Here is a 21,398-nt window from a genome sequence, read left to right on the forward strand (position 1 = left end):
ATTTCTCCTTAAACTGCTATTTGTCCGGCTATTTGCTGAATCTTGAGAATGACAAATTCAGCAGGTTTGAGAGGAGCAAAACCAACAATGATATTCACAATTCCTAAGTTAATATCATTTTGGATTGTTGTTTCCTTATCACACTTCACAAAGTAAGCATCTTCCGGCTTACGACCTTGAAAGGCTCCTTGAAGGAAGAGAGTGTGCATAAAAGCTCCAAGATTCAAGCGAATTTGCGCCCACAACGGCTCGTCATTTGGCTCAAAGACAACCCATTGCGTACCGCGATAAAGACTTTCTTCCAAGAAAAGCGCGAAACGGCGAACCGGAATATACTTCCATTCATCCGTCAGACGGTCATCTCCATTCCGCGTCCGCGATCCCCAAATCACACGACCATAAGCTGGTAAAGTTCGCAAACAATTGATTCCTAGAGGATTCAATTCTCCATTTTCTGGATCTGTTAGAGGTACACTCAATTGTGGTACACCTGTCAATGTTGCTTCTGTGCCTGCTGGAGCTTTCCACACACCGCGTTGAACATCAGTACGAGCAAATACGCCTGCGATCGCACCACAGGGAACAAATTCTTCTATTTGATTTTCCCGTAAAGGATTTGGTTGCTTGATTCGAGGAAAGAAAACAGCAGCATAACTAGTTGGTTCACCAAGATCGTTCTGAATACCAGCTTTGGCCTTATCCTTATCAGTCCAAGTACTGGGCGGATCGATGATGAAAAACGCGCGACGCTCTTTACAAAATTCTGCTGCTTGATCGACTAAAGAATCATAATTTATATTGCCATCGTTTTTATAAGGCGGAATACAAAGCATATTAAACAGGTCGGCTTTATTTAAAGCGTAAAGACCCTGTTTATTTGCTTCCTTATTTGTCCCTGTGAAGTCGTTCACATCTAGATCGTCACCATCCGCACCGCTGTTTGGTTCCGCTTTGGTATTTGTATCGTTATTATCATCCCACAATCTTTTATCAGGTGCGGGTTGAGCATGAGCAGCTGGTCTGTCTGTTGGCAGAGATTCATCTCTAAATCGAACGAAATAAGATTCATTCAACAAAACTTTATCTACTCGTCTTGGATGATTTGGCAGCACCGATACGTTGCGAAATACTTCTAATTGACTTGTCTTTTGATCCAGAACTGTAATGTTGAATAGTTTTTGCTCATTTGCGTCACGTCTGACATTAGTATCTACATATTCAATCCGCACTTTCAAAGCATTTCCCCAACTGCCTTCATTGGCTGCTTCTAAGTTAAGACCATTCACATTTAGTTGTGCTTTCTTAGCTGTGGGTTCAGTTTCCCCTGAAGTTTGACCTTCTGCTGGAGCTTGCCCTTCTGCCTGTTTCAACTTGGAGTGAGTGAGTCGGACAATAATTGCTTGGCTACCACCGTTGAGATAAAAATCTCGTACAGCATAGCCAAGGGTACTATTCAGCCACAATCCGCCAAAAATGCGTTCAAAGTCGCCATAACTGTTAATAGTAATCGGCTCGTCTACAGGGCCTCGTAAGGCGCGACCAATAAAGGCAGTAATAGAAGTAGATACGCCTGTAATCGTGCGTACTCCACTCGGAATTTCTTCTACGTAAACGCCTGGATAAGTTGGTTGTATGGGCATTGTTCGTTCTCTGACTAAGAATTAAAACCTACAAATTGACAAAATAGTCAACTTTTAAATAAAAAAATTAAGATAGATTGTAAATTTTAATATCAGTAATAAGTTATTCGAGCAAGTAAGCCAAATTCGTATTAGATATAACATTGCAGCGAATTACTTTTAATATTAGTTGTCTCATCGACTCTGAAACTCATAAAACTCATCCCATAACTCATAGTAAAACTCATGAAAAATAACATCTTTAAATAGGAATAGTACTAAAATAACTTGTAACTAAGTACCTTGACTCTTAACAATTGCGTAGGGTCAGAAATAGAAGTGAGTTCTAAACCAAAAGCTTGAGCTTTTTTCTTCAGGTTATTAAGTAGGCGCTCTTAATACTGTTACTCATAAAGATTTGTTTACTTTCTAAAAGCTTATTGTCACTCTTTAGGAACAGACCAGAGTTTGATGGTTTTGTCGGCACTGCTGCTGGCTATCATGTTTCCATGCGGTCTGAAAACTACTGACCGCACGCCTCGCTCATGCCCGATCAAATTCTCCAAGAGTTTGCCTTCAGGCAACCCCCATAACTTGATAGTGCTATCATTGCTACCACTAGCTAATCTCTTGCCATCGGGACTGAAAGCCACTGACCACACAACTCCTGAATGTCCGATTAGGGAGTGCAACAATTTACCAGTGGGCATTTGCCAGAGTTTGACTGTCCTATCAGCACTGCCACTCGCTAAAGTCCATCCATCAGGGCTAAAAGTCACTGAGCGCACAGCTTGTGAATGAGCATTCAAGGTTTTTAGAACAGCACCATCCATAAGTCGCCAAATTTTGAGTGTACCACCCTCATTGCCACTAGCTAAGGTCTGCCCATCCGGACTAAAAGCAACAGTTCTTACCCACAATCCATCCGATAACTGATGAACTTGTACGCCAGTCTGCACGTTCCAGATGCGGATGGTTGTGTCAGCACTACCACTGGCTAACCACTTTCCGTTGGGGCTGATGGCTACAGCTTCTACATCATCTGTATGGCCATCTAGGGTACGAAGCAGTTGCCCCGTCTCTAAATTCCAGAGTTTAATCCGGTTATCCCAACTGCCACTAGCGAGCAGCTTGCTATCTGGACTGATGGCAAGGCTTACTACTGCATCGCCGTGTCCTTCTAAAGTATAGAGTAAGGTGTTATTAGGCAGATCCCAAATTTTAATTTTTTTATCGTAACTGCCACTGGCGAGGAAGCGTCCATCAGGGCTGATTGCCAATGCGTAAACCCAAGTTGAATTTCCTTGGACAGAACGTAAGGGTTGAGTGGTTGCAACAGAGATAGTAGCAACACTAGCGTTTCGGAAGTGGAAGAATACGCTAGCACAACTGCTACTACCAACCAAGATCGTTAGGGTGCTGATTGCCAATGCTGCTGTTGATTTCCAGGTAGTTTGTTTTGATCTCATAACAGGACATTCCTTGTGCGAGTGGGAGAATAATCTGACTTGTACCCACTGCGTAATGGTGTCGGAGACTAACGGTACTAGAGAGTAATTTTTTCTGGAATTTGAGATGAGAACCCTTTTCCTTTCGCTTTTTGTTGTTTATTCCGATGTTCAATCCAGCGTCGCATTAAAAATAAAAGGGTTGTCGTGACAATCCCTACTAGCCCAATCGGGGTTAAATAGCTCCAATGCTCTAACATTTTGTCCCAAACGTGCCAAGTGAGCAGGAACATAGCTAAGTAAGTCAGCGTATGTAATCGCTTCCAATTTTTTTTCAGTCTTTTGACACTCCAATCATTAGAAGTAATTGCCAATAGAGTAAAAATTATGAAGGTAGATACACCTTGAATATAAATCCAATAGGTATTGGGATCTAAAAAATCAAGGTCTCTCTTTTTCACTAAGAGGAAAGCGTGAAGCAAAGCCAAGCAGAAAGCTAGAATACCGATAAGTCGCCGATATTTTAACAGCCATTTGGGAAGGTTCGCTTGTTTAGTTTGAGGAAAAATTATTCTGAGATTCGTGGGCATTAAGGTGAGAATATAAGCTCCTAAAGCTAGAAATCCCAGGCTGTTTTCTAAGGGTGCTGTATCGATTGCTGCCATGACCAATTTTCCTTAGTTTTTCAATAAAAGCTACTTTTTTATAAGTTAAATATTTCCTACACCCACATCAGCGAAGAAGGTCAAAGCTTGCCAGCGTAAGAGGTTGTTTGAAAAGTTTTTAGAGGTTAAAAATTCTGCTAATCGCTGAACCATAATGCGTATCATGGCAAGATAAATAAAAGTCTCGGATGTTGCGGGCAATAACTCATAGTCTCGAACTAATCATAGTCTCTAACTAATCGGCGACATCCCATCAACCAACCAAAAGTCCGCTCTACAACCCAACGTTTTTTGAGCAAGACAAAACCTTTAGCCTCTTGCGATCGCAGCACTACTTGTACAATCCAACGGCAAAAATTCATCACCCACTGCATGAAAGGTTCTCCATCAAAACCACCATCTACCCAGATAGTAGTCAAACGAGAGATCTTTTGATTGGACTGTTTGACTCGTTTTAGAACTCGTTTTCCTCCTTCTCGTTCACCAACATTGGCTGCGGTGACTAAAACCCTTAAAACCAACCCCAAGGTATCGACGGTCATAAATCTCTTACGTCCTTTGATCTTTTTACCTGCATCAAAACCAACTGACTGACTCACCATTGCTGCGCTTTTAACACTTTGACTGTCAATTATTGCCTCGGATGGGCTGGGATGACGTTGATGTTCGTTTGCGTTCCCATTCTCGGAGATTATCGTGGATTTTTAGCCAAGTCCCGTCTTTACGCCAATTGCGGAAGTATGTATAGACCGTTTGCCAGGCAGGAAAATCTCCTGGGAGCGTAAGCGTAGCTCGCCGCAGGCATCGCCATCTGACTCCTTCTACCAAAATGTAGAAAATCGCGTTGAGAACCTCCCACATATCAACTTCACGCTTTCGACCACCCGGTTTTGGCTCTGGAATCATGTCACTCAGAAATTTATATTGTGCCAAGGTTAGGTTGCTCTTGTATGCTTTACTCATACCACTCTCTCGGTGCTGTTTAGTATCTATTCACAGCGTATACTGAGAGAGCTTTTTTACAACATTCCCAACTTTTCAAACAACCTCTAACATTGCAGTGAATTACTTTTAATATTATTTGTCTTATAGACTCTGAAACTCATAAAACTCATTCCATAACTCATAGTAAAACTCATGAAAAATAACATCCCTAAATAGCAATGTTATTAAAATAAATTGTAACTAAGTACAACATCTCATTAATTTATAGCGAAATCTCTGCGTGCCTCTGCGCTTACCTCTACGCCTTTACCCTGCGGGAAGGCGAAGCGCCTATGTGTTTAAATTTAAACCCTCAATTCGCCATGATTTTACGCAAATCTGTACTAAGCACCTGTACTCTCAACAATTGCGTAGGGTCAGAAAGAGAAGTGAGTTTTAAACCAAAGGCTTGAGCTTTTTTCTTCAGGTTATTAAGTAGACGCTCTCAATATTATTACTCATAAATCAATACTTCAATTAAGCCTGAAAGTCAGGTAAACTAACTATTATTCCCAAGCATGAAAATTAACTGTGGTACATCTCAAGGATTTATCACTATTGTGTCTAACAATACAAAGTAGTTATTTTGTTTACTATTTTTGCCAATGCGGATTAATGCACATCTTAGACATTCTATAGCAATCGCACTAGTTCATATTTTTATTCTGCAACACAAAATGCTGCTCTTTTTTCCTAAAAAATCGCCGATACAATTCACAACTTGCCATCGCTTCAGATCCAGAAAGTTTAATCAACCCCATACTGCTTAACTTATGAGTAAGGATGGGATCTAAGAGAATAGCTTTATTGGCATTCAGAACCTTATCAAAAGCTTGTGCTAACTCAGGCTGTTTTTGCAAGGTTGCCCAGTGACGCTGCAAGTGATTTGAATAAATTTTGCTAGCAGTGGGAGCAGTTTCTAGTAGTTGCGACAGAGTTACCTCGTTTCGACTCAGATGATAGAGAGCTAAATTTACTAGTGCCGGATGTCCCCCGACCATTGCCATTAATTGTCTAGCTCCTTCTCCATCTGTCCAATTGAGTCCATAGCGTTGGGCTAACTGTTGTACCTCTTCTTGGCTAAAGTTGTCTAACTGAATCGGTAATCCTACATTGAAAGGAGACTGATTAAGTTCAAGAGGAACATAAATATCTGTTGAGTGAACAACGACTAAACGAAGCTTTTGCCAAATGGGCAGTCTTTTTGCTTCTTCGTACCAAGAACGCAACAGAGGTAAAAAATCCTTCGCTACTTGGGGATGCTCGAAAATATGGTTCACTTCATCCAACGCCAAGATCAGGGGAGTATTAATTGACTCTAGTAGATATTCTTGAAAGTAGACGGTGCAGCTAACTTTACTTCCCAAATCTTCATCCCAATACTCGTCTAACATTGGTTGAAGCTGAAGCTGGCGGGCGATATTGGCACACAACCAGCGCAAAAATTGATTCAAGTCGCTCAGAATTGTCTGCTCGACTTGTTCTAGATTCAAGCTGATAGTGCAGTAACCCTGGTGCTTGGCATAGTCAAGAATCCTCAGCGACAGTGAAGTTTTGCCCATTTCTCTGGGAGCTTTGATCCTGATTAACGCTCCTGGTTTCTTAATTTCTTGATAGATTTGCTCCTCAAGGTAAGAACGTTTGAGGTAAAAGGGAGAGGCGAGAGGAACTGAGCCACTGGGGTAGGAAGGTGACGTATCCTGATTAACTGTGGGGGAAAATTGTGTCAGGTCTTGTTTCAAAAGTTTTGTATTTGGAGCTGCTTCAACGATGGCATAAGATTCCAGCAGCACCTGACAGTTTTTCTTGGTCACGCGCTGGCCAATGACCTCAGAGAGTCGCCCAAATAACTCTGGAGCAACAACATTGGTAAAGTACCCAGGACTATAACCTGCCTCTATAGCTATTTGGTTATAAGTTTTATACTGCCAAATCCCACGCAGAATCAGATTTTCGGGGGAATTAAGGGGGCGATTGTGGCTCTCAATTAGCAGGCGATCAACAATCTCAAACAGACTATCAAGGTTCATAGAGATTACAGGCTAATGCTACTAATAAAGATAACAGTCAAGACAACAGGAGTTACGCAAGTAACACAATATCTGCCATTTATTAGTACAATAGTATTGTTTAGACAAATTAAATTATCTAGAAGTATAGACCTCTTCTTTCACTTTCCAGATTAAACAAAAGTTTCGTAAATCAAACAAAAATAGATTCATAAATACGGTTCTGAACTCTCAATTTTCCCTGTTGCTTGACTACTAGCCCTGACAAAAGCAATTCTCTTTCCTCTGAACTATCAACTGCAATAATCTCTCCTTGATGCAAAATTTGACGGTAGAGTTCTAGCAACCGAACGGATTGTTTACTTTTGAGAAGGCGATTGCGGATGGTTCTTAAATGCTCTGGTTCATCCTGTGATTCCCAATTTTGTATTACCGACCTTTGCACCAAATTTTCAATCCATTCAGCTTCTCTATTGTTAGGGATAGGAGATGAAGAATTGCGGATAAATCTACAGAGCTTTTGAGTCAAAAAGGGCTGCCCATTAGTCCAGGCTAACACTTCTTTTAAAACTGTTTGAGGATTGCTTATATTCTCGGTCAATCCTTGAAGTAGAGGTTGCGCTTCATGCTCTTTAAACCCTTCTAATTCAATGGTCTGACCGATGTTAAAAGGCGTTCTTTGGTGGTCATTAATTAAGTCACCAAGGGTAGTTACTCCAAAAAGAGCAAAGGTTAAACGTCGATACTCTAGATTAATACTACGCTGATTATAGCAAGAGCGAATTAGCGCAAAAAAGTCATTAACTGGGAATTTTAAACTTAAGAAACTATCAATTTCATCGATAAAAACTATCAACTTTTTATGTATAGTATCATTTTCTTGAGCAACTTCAACTAGCAAAACTTCTTCAATAAATTGACTCAACCTCTGAACCGGAGAAATATCTCCTTGCTCTTGCCACCAAGTTTTTAAATTAACCTTTTTTAACAAACCAAAACTTCGCCATAGCTCTACTGTTAAGCCTTTGTACCATTGGTCAGGCGTGACGTTTTCACTACCAATACGGGTCAGATCGATCGCCCCGCAGCTAAATCCCTCATGCCGGAGGTGATGTATCATGCGTACCATCAGACTTGACTTGCCCATCTGCCGAGGATTGAGAATGTAACAAAATTCCCCGCGCTTCAATGCCTTATAGAGATAACGGTCTGCTGAACGCACAACATAAGTAGGGGAATCCATCGGCAAACTTCCTCCCACTTGATAGTCAAAGGTAGAAGGTTGTTCACTACTTTTGAGTAACTCGTTTTCAAAGAGTAGTTTGGCTTGTGTGGCTTTGAGATTTTCTAGGGTTAGTGAGTTTAAAAATCTATGCCTATTCCTATTATTCAAATAGGCTTCGGTAGCTTTGAGAATTTCTAGGGTTTTTGAGAGTTCTTGAGTGCGCTCGTCTACTCTCATCTCTAGATTTCGGTTATCATCTTCTAACTGTGCGTACAGACGGGCATTTTCTATGGAGATAGCAGCTTGAGCCGAAAGAATTCTTAAAACCTCAATGCGATCGCTGGTAAATGCATCTGTGGTTAAATTGTTTTCTAGATATAAAATACCGCTTAGTTTGCCTTGATTTAACAAAGGAGTACAGAGAATCGATTTTGGTTGAGTGGCGACGATGTAGGGATCGCGGATAAACTGTTCTTCAACGGTTGCGTTATTAAGAACTACATTTTCTTGAGTACGGACAACATAGTTCACGATCGCAACTGGTAGGATAGGTGTCTGGCGATCGCCATCTACAGAGTCTATGGGAAGCGATGGGAGTAAAGTAACATCATCAGAATCTACTGTACTTTCAGCTGCGATCGCCCATTTACTATCTTTTTCCAATATCAGAAAGCCTTTTTGAGCACCGCCATTTTCAATTACAGTTTTCATTAACTTAGCCAGCAGTTGATCCAATTTAATTTCGCTAGCTAATACTTGAGAGGCTTTGGTAACTGTCATCAGATCGAGTACTTGAGGATTTGTACTACCAGTAGATTCAGTTGTATTAATGCTTTGATCTTCTTTTCGGTTGTTTATATCCATTAGAAACTGTGGGTACTCCAATTCTAGGGCTTTAACTTTGGCTTTTGCACCCCAGCGACTATAACAATGATGGGCATTTTTCATGTATAGTTGTCCAATCACCTTCGTCTGCTACTTGAATTTGCAGAGACTCAAGCACAGCAATCAGGTCTTAAGCAGCAACCGAACCTAATGCTTTTACTGCTACTTTAGTCGATCGCAATCCTTGATGGGCTACTGTGGGAGCAATATTAAGATGATGACAGAAGATGTCTAAGTGCGATGCCAGAGAGTTATCTTCTTGAAGAATATAGCCCTTTTGTTGCATTTGTAATAAAGCATATTGGGCTTGAATACTCACCATTTACCAACTACTTTTGACACACCCAAAATACTGGGAGTTGATACTGCAATTGTTTCACCTGTACTAATTTTCTGCGTTTATTCTGGCAACTGAGAAGCTTTAATTTCTTCACAGAGATGGCGATCGCTCTCACCTGAACCTAGTTGTTGGGATTTGCAGCAGTTGGTGATACATCGTCACACAGATGGCGATCGCTTTTATCTCAATCTACTTTAGGACTTACGCACGGACTACGATTTTACGTGATTACGAGCGAAGCGAAGTAATCGCAAAGGCTTAGTTTTTCGTCACGAGTGCGTAAATCCTATACTTGTTGGGATTTGCAGGGGTCGATGGTACATTGTTACAGAGATAGCGATCGCTCACTTACCAACTACTTTTGACACACTTAAACTACTGGTAGCTGATACTGCAATTGTTTCACCTGTACTAGTTTTCTGCGTTTGTTCTAGCAACTGAGAAGCTTTAATTCCTTCACAGAGATAGCGATCGCTCTCACCTAAACCTAGTTGTTGGGATTAGCAGCAGTTGGTGGTACATCGTCACACAGATGGCGATCGCTATCACTGACTTTGGGGTTATTCTCCAGATAGTCCCGTGCCCAATCACAACTCTGTGCTAAAAGTTGGTCTAAATCTAGGTTCCACAAGACAATAGTACCATCCTCACTTGCCGATGCCAGTGTCTTACCGTCGGGGCTAAAGTCAAGGCTCTTGACAGCAAAGTTGTTCTGTCCTTGAATGGTGGCTAGTTCCTCACCATCGGCACTCCACAATTTAATGTCGCCATTTTCATCACTCCCGATAGCAAGCATCTTGCCATCAGGGTTAAAACTAGCTATATTTCCCTCAAAGCTTCTCAATTTTGCGTGGTCGGAAATCCTGAAGAATTTTATTTTATTCCCATCAGGATCATGATCGACAACCAGGCTCTTGCCATCAGGGCTAAATCTGGCCGTCTCAGATAAGCCGGGACCTGTATAAGCTTGAAACGCTTTCTCCGGCTGGCTGACACTTTTATTTAGGTTCCAAAGTTTAATCCACCCGTCTTTACCAGAGGAAACCAACATCTTACCATCACGACTGAAACTGACACTATTTACTAAATTTTTAAGCACTGGAATTGGTGGTCTAGCTGAACTTCCATCCAATCTCCAAAATTTGATGCTACCGTCGTTACTAGCAGAAGCTAGCATCTTACCGTCTGAGCTAAAACTGATATCATTCGTTCCATTTTCCACATTAAGGATCTTAGGTTCCTTGCCCTCTAAACTCCAAAGTGTAATAGATCTATTACCGCTATCATTTGCAGATGCTAAAGTCTTGCCGTCTGGACTAAAGCTGAGGATAGAAACACTATTACTATCGCTAGTATCTTCCTGGAGTGTTTTAAGTTTCTTACCCTCCAAACTCCAAATTTTTATCATCTTGTCATTACCTGCTGAAGCCAGAGTCTTTCCGTCCGGGCTGAAGCGAACACTATTTACCGAAGAATTATAAGCTTTAAATTTTTTCATTTGTATGCCTTCCACGCTCCACAATTTAATCGTTCCGTCTGTACTTACGGAAGCAAACATCTGTCCATCGGGGCTAAAACAGACACAAGAAATCCCATCGGAATGTCCACCAGCATACGCCTGGACTGTCCATTTTCTATAATTATCTCGCTGTGAAAGTGTAATAAAACCCTCGTCATCCCAACTAACTTGTAATTTTTGATCTGGGCTGAGAATATTTCTAGTAAAACCATTTTTTGATGTGGAACTCTCTATAATTGTAGGTTCACAGTCTCCCAATCTAGAGTTATTAATATCATTGGGTGCCGATATTTCCTTACCCTGTAAGCTAAAGTATTGAATTTCTTCACCTTCAGTCTTTGAAATTAGAGTGCTGCCATCGAGACTGAAGCTGAATCCTAATAAGTGGCGGAATGGCTGTCTTTGAAAAAAACGATTACGCTCTTTAAGATTGGAAAGTGTCTGAAGTAGGGCAGCCACAACCTTATAAGTCGCTTCTTTATTTGCTCCAGGCACTCCTCGCAGTGTCTTACCCGATTTGATAGCTTGTACTAACGCATCTAACTGTTGCTCGAAGGGAGAGCGTACTCTTGAAGATGCAGCCAAGTTCATGCTTTGAGCCTCTTGGTTTTGTTTCCATTGCACATAAGCAACTACAGACACAGCGGCTGTGAACAAAATTACAGAACCCCGAACCAAGTAGAGATTCCAGCGTCTTTTCCAAACGCTTTGCTGCACGAACTCTGTTTCTACCTGGTTAAACCAGTTGTCATCGGAATTGAGTTCTTTATCCAATACTTCGAGATAAGGATTCGCATTCCACAGAAACTGTACTGGTTTCTCTCTCGATTGCCCTTGCTGATTCTGCGGTTGCCGTCGAAGTCGGGAAAATTGAGCAGGAATTTTACTCAATTTGTTTTCGATTGGGAATAATAGTCGTTGATTTAACCAATCCAAAATAGGATCGGCTTTGTCTAGAATCCCTTTTGGCTGTTCTTTGTCCTTATTTTTAATGCTATTCCACTCCGTCGCCGCAGGAGTTAATCGCTGTTGCAGCACTAAACTTTCTTGCTCCTCTTGTTTCCACATCAACAGCTTTTGCCATCCCCGCACCAAAGCATCATGGGCAGGTTCTACATAGGGATTCCCATCAGTATCCTCTCCTTTCACCAGTAACCGTGCTTTGGTAAAGCGTTCAATTACTTCTTTAACCAAAGAGTTTTTCTCTGGCGGATATTCTAGTTCCGATAGCGGTACTCGTCTGCGTGCTAACTCGCCTCCCCCAAGGGCTATCATCCGCAGCATCACATGGCGGATGATTTGGGCATAAGCCGGATTTTCTTTAACTAACGTCTCATATTCTTCATCAGCCCTTTGAGTCAGTGATTGGATGACTCCTCCCAAATCTTGATAATCTTCTTGCGTCAGCGCCCGGTCAATCGTTATACTTCTGTTTTGTGCATCCCGTTGTCGCTTTAAATACTTGAGATAAAGTTCGCTCAAGGCAAAAGAAAGCAGGGGCAATGCTCCCGGCATATTTGCTACTTCATTAATCAATTGTTCTACTAGTTCATGGGGCTGAAAATACATCACCTGTGTTTCTGCGGGTTTCTCAATCGCTTGCCGCAGTTCTCCTCGTGTCATGGCTGGTATAATAAATCGTCCACTGTACCAACGATTTTTCAGTTCCGTATTTTCTAAGTTATTGACTGTGCGGTCAACAAACTTTAAGCCAGCATCTCTGAGTTGGGGTTCAAAGTCAGAGCGTAGGGATAATACTACCCGCAATCTATCACGATGGACATTGATTGCTTTGAGTATCTGTTGAAAAAACTCTTTGCGCTCATCTTCATTTTGACAGAGGGTGATAATTTCTTCGCTTTGGTCGATAAACAGTAATAACTTGGAGTTGGGGTGATTTTTTCCCAAAGCATGAATGCTCATCGCCAGGCTCTGTTGTAGGTTTTGGGCTACTACCTCTGGTAATTGGGCATTTTTCAAAGCATTATTTAACGCAAGCATAGGAGTCTCACCCGGACGCATGAGTGGCAGAATATACCATTGTTCAGTATTATCTTGCCGCAGTTGGGGAATTAATCCTGCCTTGACTAAACTAGATTTACCCGAACCCGAAGCACCCAACACCACTGTTAAGGGATGAGTTTTGACAAAATTATGTAACTTTTCTACCAGTTCAGTTCTCCCGAAAAACAGTTGGCTGTGTTCCTCGTTATAAGATTCTAAACCTCGGTAGGGATTTTTTGAAGCATCCAGAGGTGGTGCTGGCGGTAAGTTGAGTGGATGTCCGGGGGAAAGAAAAATATACTCCCCTTTATCATGCTTCTTCAGAGGCCAAATACCAGGGGTTTGCCGTTGGCGATTTCCTTGAGTGGCTGGTTCAACTGTATCCCGTATATATAAGTAGAGTTCGGTAGCAGTGATGACCCCATCTCCTGAGGGTTTGCCATTGGTAGCAGGAGGATAGATATCAGCTTTACCTACAAGTGCTTCGATTAATGCCGCAGCAAAAGGGGAATGGCTGCCATATGAGCCGCGTTCTGAGTTAAGTGCAAAGGCATCTAAGGCTTTTTGGTCAGAAGCTGCGCTAGTTATCACCTGCCAAGCTGGGTCACTAATAAAACGGTCATAACGCTCTTTGTGGATGACTTCTGGCGCAGTTAATAAATCTCTGTTGCTTGACCAGCGAAACGCTCCAGCAAAACAGCAGTCGAGGATTCCCAAAAAATGACGGCACGGTAATTTACTCAAGGATTCCTGCAACTTAGTCATCGGTAGATAGGTTTGAACATCTCCCAGTTTGGCATCTTGGGGAATCAGATAACCTTCTGGACCATCATCGCCATTCTGGGCTATCCCATGACCGGCAAAGTAAAATAGCAAGCGGTCATTTTCACTTACTTGTTCTGGTAGTATTTTTTCTAAAAGTTCATTGAAATTTTTCAGGCTAGCTTCTTCGTTCAAACACACCCATACTTTATATTCATGCTTTTGTTGCAGTATTTCAACTAGCTCTTTGGCATCATTAACAGCATTGTGTAGAGGGCAAATACCGTTTGTATAATTATTAATGCCAATGATACATGCTATGTTTCTAGAAAATTCAGACATAAAAACAGTTCCTTTAGGGATAATTCAAAAACACAGATGAGGGTTTTAAAATTAGCGTTATGGTTTGGGGCGCACTGTAGTAATGTTGATTTGACTAGTAATCCAGTCATCATACAGTTGCTCTGGTGCGGCTCTGAGATCGCGGGATTGCACACGCTTCATCAAACGGTTTAGGGTTCCCCGCCCTCTGTTTACTTCTCTTTCTGGGAAGAAAGGCAAGTCCAGCTCATTTTGTCTTAGCAAGGTAGCATCAAACTCAGCAGTACTAACAATTAGTTTGAGAATATCTTGGCTCTGAGTTATTCCCTGTTTCCAAAGTTTTTCTGGCACTGTCGGATAGATATTTTCACCTCCCAATGCCCAAGCTGACTCCCCTGGTTTGAGCCAAACACCTCCGGTTTCTAATAATTCTGGACTAACTGCATAGCTATCTGTCAAATCCAGGAGAGCGCAAAAAAGTTCTTGATTGCTAGTATTGTTGAGTTTTACTTTAAAAGTCGGACTTTTCCACAAACCATTTTGCTGTTGATACTGCAAGTTAATCTGAGCATCTTTAACCTCTTGCCCCTCCTGATAAATTACCATTTGGACTGCATCGTCTTGAATGCTACTGGTAGCAGGGCTAGAGAGTTCAGCAATATTTGTCCAACGGGTAATATGCTCCAATCGCTCGATCGCTTGCAAGGCATTTTTTTCTGTATAACCCTGGATTTGAGCCACTATTGGACGGTCATCGGCTGGGCGAGTAATTAAATATTGCCCATTGTGAGCCAGTAATTTAAATTCGGCATTTTCAGTCTTTGCAACTTCCTGAAGGTATAGTGAGGGCTGATTTCCAGTTCCAATGGTCAGCAGTGCGGCGCGAGCTAATTTTACTCCTGCTTCTTCACCAGTAATCAAAACACCCTTAGGCGGTAGAGGTAGACTAGTGACAACTGCTTTAAAAGTCATCCCTGATTCTAAAGTTTCAATACCACTAATCTGGACTAGACTCATTTGGGGCATAACTGCAATGACTTTAGCTTCACCTATGGCTGTTGATAATTCGTGCATCCTTTCGGGGAAACTGTCAAAGGGGAATAATGCAAGTTCGGTTGTTTCATCAAGAGAAGGTTGAGGAATTCCATGAACCGCACCTCCATCAACTATCCACTCATGATCTTTGTGATAACTGACAGTCAGGTAGGGTTTGCGTCCGGCGATCGCTCCTCCCAAAAACGGTTGTTCTAAATCATCTAGTACTGTTGCTTCTAATTGGGGGGATTGATTTGCAACTTTACTGCGAATTAAAGCATTAGTGCGTTTGAATAAATCTCTATAAGTTAAACTGCCATTAGCTTTTTTCAAGGTATCGAGTAAGAAATAAGAAAATGCTCCCCGACTTTGCCCACCTCCGTTATATTCTTTCGCTGTTTCGCGATCGCGGCAAGCTGCTAGAAAAATATGTTTTCCGCGTGGGAAAGTCCAGCTAGTGGTATTTTTTGTCAGACTGCGCTCAGTTAATAGTTGCTCGGCATCTTTATTGGAAAAGATAAAGCTTTCTAAGGGGCGTTTTCTTTTATCAATAGGAGCCAGACGCTCTGCGGTGTCCGCTTCCATATCACCACGGGTGCCAGAGCTGGAGTGGCAGCAGTCCATAATGATTGTAATTTGAGGGTTTTTCTGGGCTATCTCTGCAATCAGCTTTGCTAATTCTTTATCTGCCAAGTCCCAACCCCCTGGACTGCGGCTGTCGTAACAAACGAGAGTTTCATTGAGTCGGTCTGGTTCTATAGTCCAAAACTCTTCCGGGGCTTCCTCTTGAGAACCATGTCCTGCGTAGTAGAAAAATACTATATCTTCACTATTAGCTTGGCACAGGTGTTGACGAAAACCATCAATGACTGCTTGTCGGGTAGCATCTTTGTTCAATAGTGTACGTAGATGTAATTGGTATCCATCAGTATCAACCCGCCCTTCTAAGTATTCTTTGATTGCAGTTACATCATTTATACAGCCCTGCAATGGAGAAACATTTAGATATTCATCAATACCAACTAGTAATGCGTAGATATTCAGATTCATATAGATAGCAACCCTAATTTTTGACGATAAACGGCAAATCAGCGTAGATGTTCATATTTGGCATTCACCTCTGCACCCTTAAGGTCGTTCGGTAGCGAAGGTAGGTCTTTTCTGGCAAATCATCGATATTAATCGGTTTAGTCCCCAATTTTAACTTTGAAATCAGGAAAAGTTAGCTCTTCTCGAGCGATAAATGCGGAGCTTGTATCCGGATTTATCCCTGGACAAGTCTAGCTACCGATTGTTATCGAGTTATTTCGGGAAATATCACATCAAAATTTTAATCGCTGCAACCAAAGCTTCTAAGCCAACTGTGGTAGGTTCACTCAGGAAGTAACTCAGGTGATCGCAAGGTACTTCTTGAATGTTGGGAGGGTGCGATCGCCCTTTGGGAATACTCATGATACTATCCACAATGACTGCTATATCATTCGGTGTGCCAAAAAAGGGCAATTCTACAACTTTCTTAAATAAACGTTGTTGTAGCCGTTCTATGATCGATGCTCTCTCTACTTCTTGTTCTAATGCTGCGGGAATAATAGAGGTATTACCAGCGATAATTGAGTAGGGAATGCCAGGGTCGTCACTCTCAGCGAGAGATTTGATAAACTCAGAAGTTGGGTTCATTTGGGCTAGGGCTACCCGAATATTTTTTTCTAATGTACCCATCAATATAGCTACCACTTTTGCTGGCCAAACAACTGTAGAAAGACCGTTGAGTGCAATACCCAGAGTCAATTTTACCCAATCTTCCACCACAGCCCAAGGAGAACCTGCATTTGGTGTACCCAACATAATCAGGTGTTGGACAACTTTATTACCTCCTTCTCGCTCAATAAACCAGCGAGATACCAAACCACCCATTGAATGAGCAATAATGTGTAATTCTTTCCCGTGATTTTCTGATAAACCCACATCTTTTAGTCGTCGTTTTAAATGTTGGGCATTCTGTTCAATATTAGTATTCAGATTTTCGTAATCAAAAGTGAGAACTACATCATAAAGTTCGCTGATGGAAGACTTTTGCCCATCCGATTGCAATACAGGTTGTTTGATTGTAGACACTAAACTTTCAGTATCGCCGATAATCCCGTGGATGTAGAGGGCAATTCGTTTTGCTTGCGCTATCTGCTGCTTAACATAATTCTCATCGTGGTTATAGGTTACTTTCTTGTCCTCTCCCACGGAGGCTACTGCTAAAATCGGATATTCAAATTCTCGTCCCAAACCCTGGCTGATCACTTTTTGAAAAAAGATGCGAATAGAACCTTCTAAACTACGTTCTCCCTCGCTAACGGGGGCTGGTAATCTTTCTAACTCAATTTCGATGCCATCTCCGGTTGCTTTTCCGCGACCTAAAGGTAAAAAAAATTCACCATCATAACCCACAGGAAGCAGGTATTCATTGTTTGCTAATTGTCCATCAACTAATAATTTTAAAGGTGCATCTGGGGTGACAACTTCGTGGTCTTTAACGTTGCTCAGTTCCAGTACACTTAATCCTGGGTCTGTACCGCGACTGGTAGTAAATTGGAAGGGTCGAATAACTTCTGGATTTTCTCGTAAAATCGGGGGGACAATTTTATTACCTAAATCTCGGCTGACTTGTGGTGTAGTTGTAAGGCGAACATTTGCTACTAAGCTGGGATGGGGTTGTAACTTCACCCCTCCCGCTAATTGTTGTTCTTGTTCCTGAGAAACTGGGCTAGAATCTAAAGGACGGACTGTAGTGATTGTGATTTCCTCAGCGTACCAATCATCAAACCTCTTAGCCGCTCCCATTTCGCGTTCGCGATCTTGCGTGCGAGTCATTAAACGCTCAAGACTACTTTGATTTGGGGATTCTATATCTCTAGTTATAGGTCGAGGAGCATCAAGTTTATCCTGATTTAGCAATCTGACATTAAATTCCTCCTTGGTCACAATCAATTTAAGAATGTCTTTGTACTCGGTAATTAAGAGTTTCCAATACTCATCAGGGACTTCGAGTTCCACCAATTCCTGTCCATTTATTAGAGCATAAGCTTCTTCTCCTGCTTCCAGCCTAATACTACCTGCTTCAAAAAACGGGGTGCTAATAGCAAAACTATCTGAAAGGTTGACCAAAGCACAGTAAAGTGGCTTTCTAGTTGTATTGGTAAGTTTAAGTTTAAATTCCGGTTTTTGCCATTCACCATTTTTATACTTGTACTGCAAACGTATCTGCTTTGATTGTGATAAATCCTCATCAACAAAGATGAGTTCCATCCTCACGTCACCAGGTTTAATTTGAGTCGCCGCAGTATTTGCAAGTTGAGCAATTGTTATCCAACGAGCAATATGTTCTAAGCGTTTAATTGCCTTGTCTGCATTGTCTGGAGTGTAATCATCAATTTGAGCTACTAGGGGTCGGTCATCTGTTGGTTTGCTTACTATATACTGATTATTGCGACACAACAGGCGAAAATCGGCTTTGCCAACTTCTTGTGACTCGCAGACATAGGCTGATGGTTTACCATTAAGTCCGGCTGTTTTGAGCTTTTTAAGCGCCAGATTTACACCTGCTTCATCTCCCTCAAAGTAAACCCCTAAAGGCGGTAGTGGTAAACTGGTAACAACTGCTTTAAAAGTGCGATCGCTTTCGCTTTTCAGGTTTTGCACTCCTTCGATATCTATCTTGCTCTTAGTTGGCAATACCTGAGTCACTTTTGCTCTACCCACAGACTTTGAGGGGTCGCGCAAATCATCCATAGTGGCATCAAAAGGAAACAGTGCCAGTAAAGTAGTTTCGCTATCTTTGGGTGGTTGCACTCCGTGGACAGCACCACCTTCAATCACCCAGCCAGAGGTTTGATCTTGCAGAACAATAAAGTAGGGTTCAATTTCAGCGATCGCACCATCGAGGAAAAATTTGTTATCATCCTCAATGTGATTTACTTCCAATTGTGGAGACTGATCTGACCTTTCACTGCGAACAATGGCATTTGTACGTGCAAATAAATCCCGATAAGTCAGCTTTCCGTTGGCTTTGGAAAGTGTATCCATCAAAAAATAAGAGAAATAACCCCGACATTTACCAGGATATTCCTTTGCTGTTTCGTAGTCTCGACAAGCTGCTAAAAGAACATGACGACCTGTGGGTATCTTCCAGCCAGTCGGGTGTTTTTCGGGGTCACGGTCACGAAAATCTGATAGTTTCTCTAAATCTTCCAGCTTAAAAATAAAGCTATTCAGTGGACGTTCTCGCTTGTCTGTGTTTAAGCGTCGTTCTTTAGCTTCTTGCATTGGGTCTCTGGTGCCGGAACCAGAGTGGCAACAATCTAGAATAATGGTCAGATGCGGCTTTTTTTCTGCTACTTCCGCAATTAGTAGTGCCAATTCTTTATTTGCCAAATCCCAGCCGTTCTCGGTACGGCTGTCGTAGCATACTAAAGTTTCATCCTGATGGTCTGGTTCTATGTGCCAAAATTCCTTTGGTGCTAATTCTTGGGAACCATGACCACTGTAATAGAACAAAACTACATCGTTTTCTCCAGCTTGACAAAGATGGTTGCGAAAGCCATCAATAACACCCTCACGGGTTGCTTGTTCATCTTTAAGTGTTTGTAAATACAGTTGGTATTCTTGTTTGTCAAATCGTTCGTTTAGATATTCTTCTATTGCTGTAATATCGTTTACACACCCTTGGAGGCGATGATTAGGGTTGGGATAGTTGTCGATTCCCACAAGCAAAGCATATAGTTTCCGACTTCCGATTCCTCGCGCCGGAGTCAACACCGCAGTAACAATACTAAGGATTCCATCAATTGCCTCTGTAATTTTAGCTATACTATTAGCTGCTTCAATTTCGCGGTTTAAGTTGTCTATTCCTTTTTGAAACGAAGGTTCATTTAATCGTAGGTCTGCTGAAAGTCTTTCTAATATTCTATTTTCTAATTTCCCAATTTCAGTAGCAAGTTTATCTCGTTTATTGATAAAAGCTAATCTCTTCCCTGGTTCGACATCGTTAATATTTATGTTATTAAGTTTTCTGTAGATTATTTTTAATTCTTTAAGTGCTGCTTCAGAATCAGTAGACATAAATTAAATCCTCCTAATTAATGACTATTTTTTTCGGGAATAAATACCAAGAAGAAATTAGTTTCCTGTATAAAATTATTTAGTTGTTTACTAGTTAATTGTCCTTCAATAGAAGCAATAAAAAGCTCTTTAAATTGATTTAAATTATTACTTGCTTTATCTATTGCTAATATTATCTGAGCATTCTGTGTTAGAACAGTTAATCTTGTCTCGCTCCATTCATTTTCATCTATATTTTCTGACTTAAGAGGTTCAATTAGAAGGCGTTGTTCTTGTAAATCTTGCAGTGTGACGACATCTTGTTCCACTAATTCACTGATGAATTTTAGGACTTTTTCTTGTATTGTTATTTCTCGATAAATTGTGTATTTTCGTTTTTCTAATTCTCTTCTAAGTGAGCCATTAATCCGAGAATCAAGATCTATCTTAGTGACTAATGACAACTGATCAACTTTGATGGGACTTAAATTTATAAGTTTGCTACCACTTCCCTCTAACTGAGCAGTTATATTTCCAACTGCTTTCTCAGTTCTAACTGGAGAGTCAGAATCAGCTAGCTCTATAAGTTTACTAAAGTATGCTTGCAATAACTCATTATGCTTACGAAGTTCATTGAGAAGTGAAAGCCGTTTTTTATCTTGTTCTGACAAGTTATTATAGGTATTAACAATTCCGTCAGCAGGTTTATTACCATTAACTTGTGCCCTATCTCTTCTGCTCTTTAATACTTGTTCAGATGTTGTCTTGATTTTAATCTGACCAGCAGTGTCTAATAGAGAATTAGTAGCTTCAGCAAAAACTTTTCCAGATTCGGCAAATTTTTTATACTCATCTGTAGACCTACAGCCACTTGTGAAAGTTGCTATAATCACTATTACCGCCAATGTTTTATGAAAATTTTTCATCATAAGTATTTGACATTACAATTGTGGCAGGCGTTGCATAAATGTGGGATGAATCAGTTAGGAATGTGGATTAAATAAAATCCAGAATTATGACATCTGTGGTTTAGCAGTGTAATGCCATTGCGGCAAATAATCATCAAACACAATTTCCATCGTTTGCTTGAAATCCTCTGTAACTTGATGACCAGTTTTGTATACTTGATCTAAGACAGTTGTGAACACTCTAAGACCAGTATGAGTCTTTGCCTTGGCCATCAAGTCCTTGACAATTTTGACCGAATCGAAAATTACACCCTGACAAACACGAGTCAGATGGGGAAATAAGCGATGCTCAAACTGTTAATAGTAATCGGCTCGTCTATAGGACTTCGTAAGGCGCGACCAATAAAGGCAGTAATAGAGGTAGATACGCCTGTAATCGTGCCTACTCCACTCGGAATTTCTTCTACGTAAACGCCTGGATAAGTTGGTTGTATGGGCATTGTTCGTTCTCTGACTAAGAATTAAAACCTACAAATTGACAAAATAGTCAACTTTTAAATAAAAAAATTAAGATAGATTGTAAATT

11 protein-coding genes and 2 pseudogenes are annotated in these 21,398 nt (G+C 41.1%); all 13 read right to left on the reverse strand.

Features of this window, described 5'->3' with window-relative positions; translation table 11 throughout:
• Positions 1–8: 8 nt before the first annotated feature.
• Positions 9–1,640 (reverse strand): phage tail sheath family protein, encoded by a 1,632-nt coding sequence (locus tag ACFG4S_RS00965; protein ID WP_392529977.1) that lies wholly within the window; start codon positions 1,638–1,640, stop codon positions 9–11.
• 422 nt (positions 1,641–2,062) lie between these two features.
• Positions 2,063–3,088, reverse strand: a complete 1,026-nt coding sequence (locus ACFG4S_RS00970) for a WD40 repeat domain-containing protein (protein ID WP_392529978.1) — start codon at positions 3,086–3,088, stop codon at positions 2,063–2,065.
• Positions 3,089–3,165: 77 nt separating this feature from the next.
• A complete protein-coding gene (locus ACFG4S_RS00975) occupies positions 3,166–3,732 on the reverse strand; it encodes a ferric reductase-like transmembrane domain-containing protein (RefSeq protein ID WP_392529979.1) in 567 nt (188 codons plus the stop codon).
• Positions 3,733–3,867: 135 nt separating this feature from the next.
• Positions 3,868–4,695 (reverse strand): annotated as a pseudogene (locus tag ACFG4S_RS00980) (IS5 family transposase); the annotation flags it as partial.
• Between the two features lie 668 nt (positions 4,696–5,363).
• Positions 5,364–6,746 (reverse strand): AAA-like domain-containing protein, encoded by a 1,383-nt coding sequence (locus tag ACFG4S_RS00985; RefSeq protein WP_392529980.1) that lies wholly within the window; start codon positions 6,744–6,746, stop codon positions 5,364–5,366.
• 172 nt (positions 6,747–6,918) lie between these two features.
• Positions 6,919–8,913 (reverse strand): annotated as a pseudogene (locus ACFG4S_RS00990) (AAA-like domain-containing protein); the annotation flags it as partial.
• A 52-nt stretch (positions 8,914–8,965) separates the two neighbouring features.
• Positions 8,966–9,157 (reverse strand): hypothetical protein, encoded by a 192-nt coding sequence (locus ACFG4S_RS00995; RefSeq protein ID WP_392529981.1) that lies wholly within the window; start codon positions 9,155–9,157, stop codon positions 8,966–8,968.
• A gap of 505 nt (positions 9,158–9,662) precedes the next feature.
• A complete protein-coding gene (locus ACFG4S_RS01000) occupies positions 9,663–13,802 on the reverse strand; it encodes a caspase family protein (protein WP_392529982.1) in 4,140 nt (1,379 codons plus the stop codon).
• Positions 13,803–13,859: 57 nt separating this feature from the next.
• On the reverse strand, positions 13,860–15,866 hold the full coding sequence (locus ACFG4S_RS01005) for a caspase domain-containing protein (RefSeq protein WP_392529983.1): 2,007 nt from the start codon (positions 15,864–15,866) through the stop codon (positions 13,860–13,862).
• 267 nt (positions 15,867–16,133) lie between these two features.
• The gene (locus tag ACFG4S_RS01010) at positions 16,134–19,925 is read right to left on the reverse strand and encodes a caspase family protein (RefSeq protein ID WP_392529984.1); all 3,792 of its coding nucleotides are present in this window, start codon (positions 19,923–19,925) and stop codon (positions 16,134–16,136) included.
• Between the two features lie 17 nt (positions 19,926–19,942).
• A complete protein-coding gene (locus ACFG4S_RS01015; protein WP_392529985.1) occupies positions 19,943–20,833 on the reverse strand; it encodes a hypothetical protein in 891 nt (296 codons plus the stop codon).
• 84 nt (positions 20,834–20,917) lie between these two features.
• Complete coding sequence (locus tag ACFG4S_RS01020) at positions 20,918–21,142, reverse strand: hypothetical protein (protein WP_392530141.1); 225 nt, start codon at positions 21,140–21,142, stop codon at positions 20,918–20,920.
• The gene (locus tag ACFG4S_RS01025) at positions 21,139–21,312 is read right to left on the reverse strand and encodes a hypothetical protein (protein WP_392530144.1); all 174 of its coding nucleotides are present in this window, start codon (positions 21,310–21,312) and stop codon (positions 21,139–21,141) included. The genes ACFG4S_RS01020 and ACFG4S_RS01025 overlap by 4 nt, the downstream gene beginning before the upstream one ends.
• Between the last annotated feature and the right edge of the window lie 86 nt (positions 21,313–21,398).

The organism is Nostoc sp. C117 (assembly GCF_043099735.1).
In the GTDB taxonomy this organism is placed as follows: Bacteria; Cyanobacteriota; Cyanobacteriia; order Cyanobacteriales; family Nostocaceae; genus Nostoc.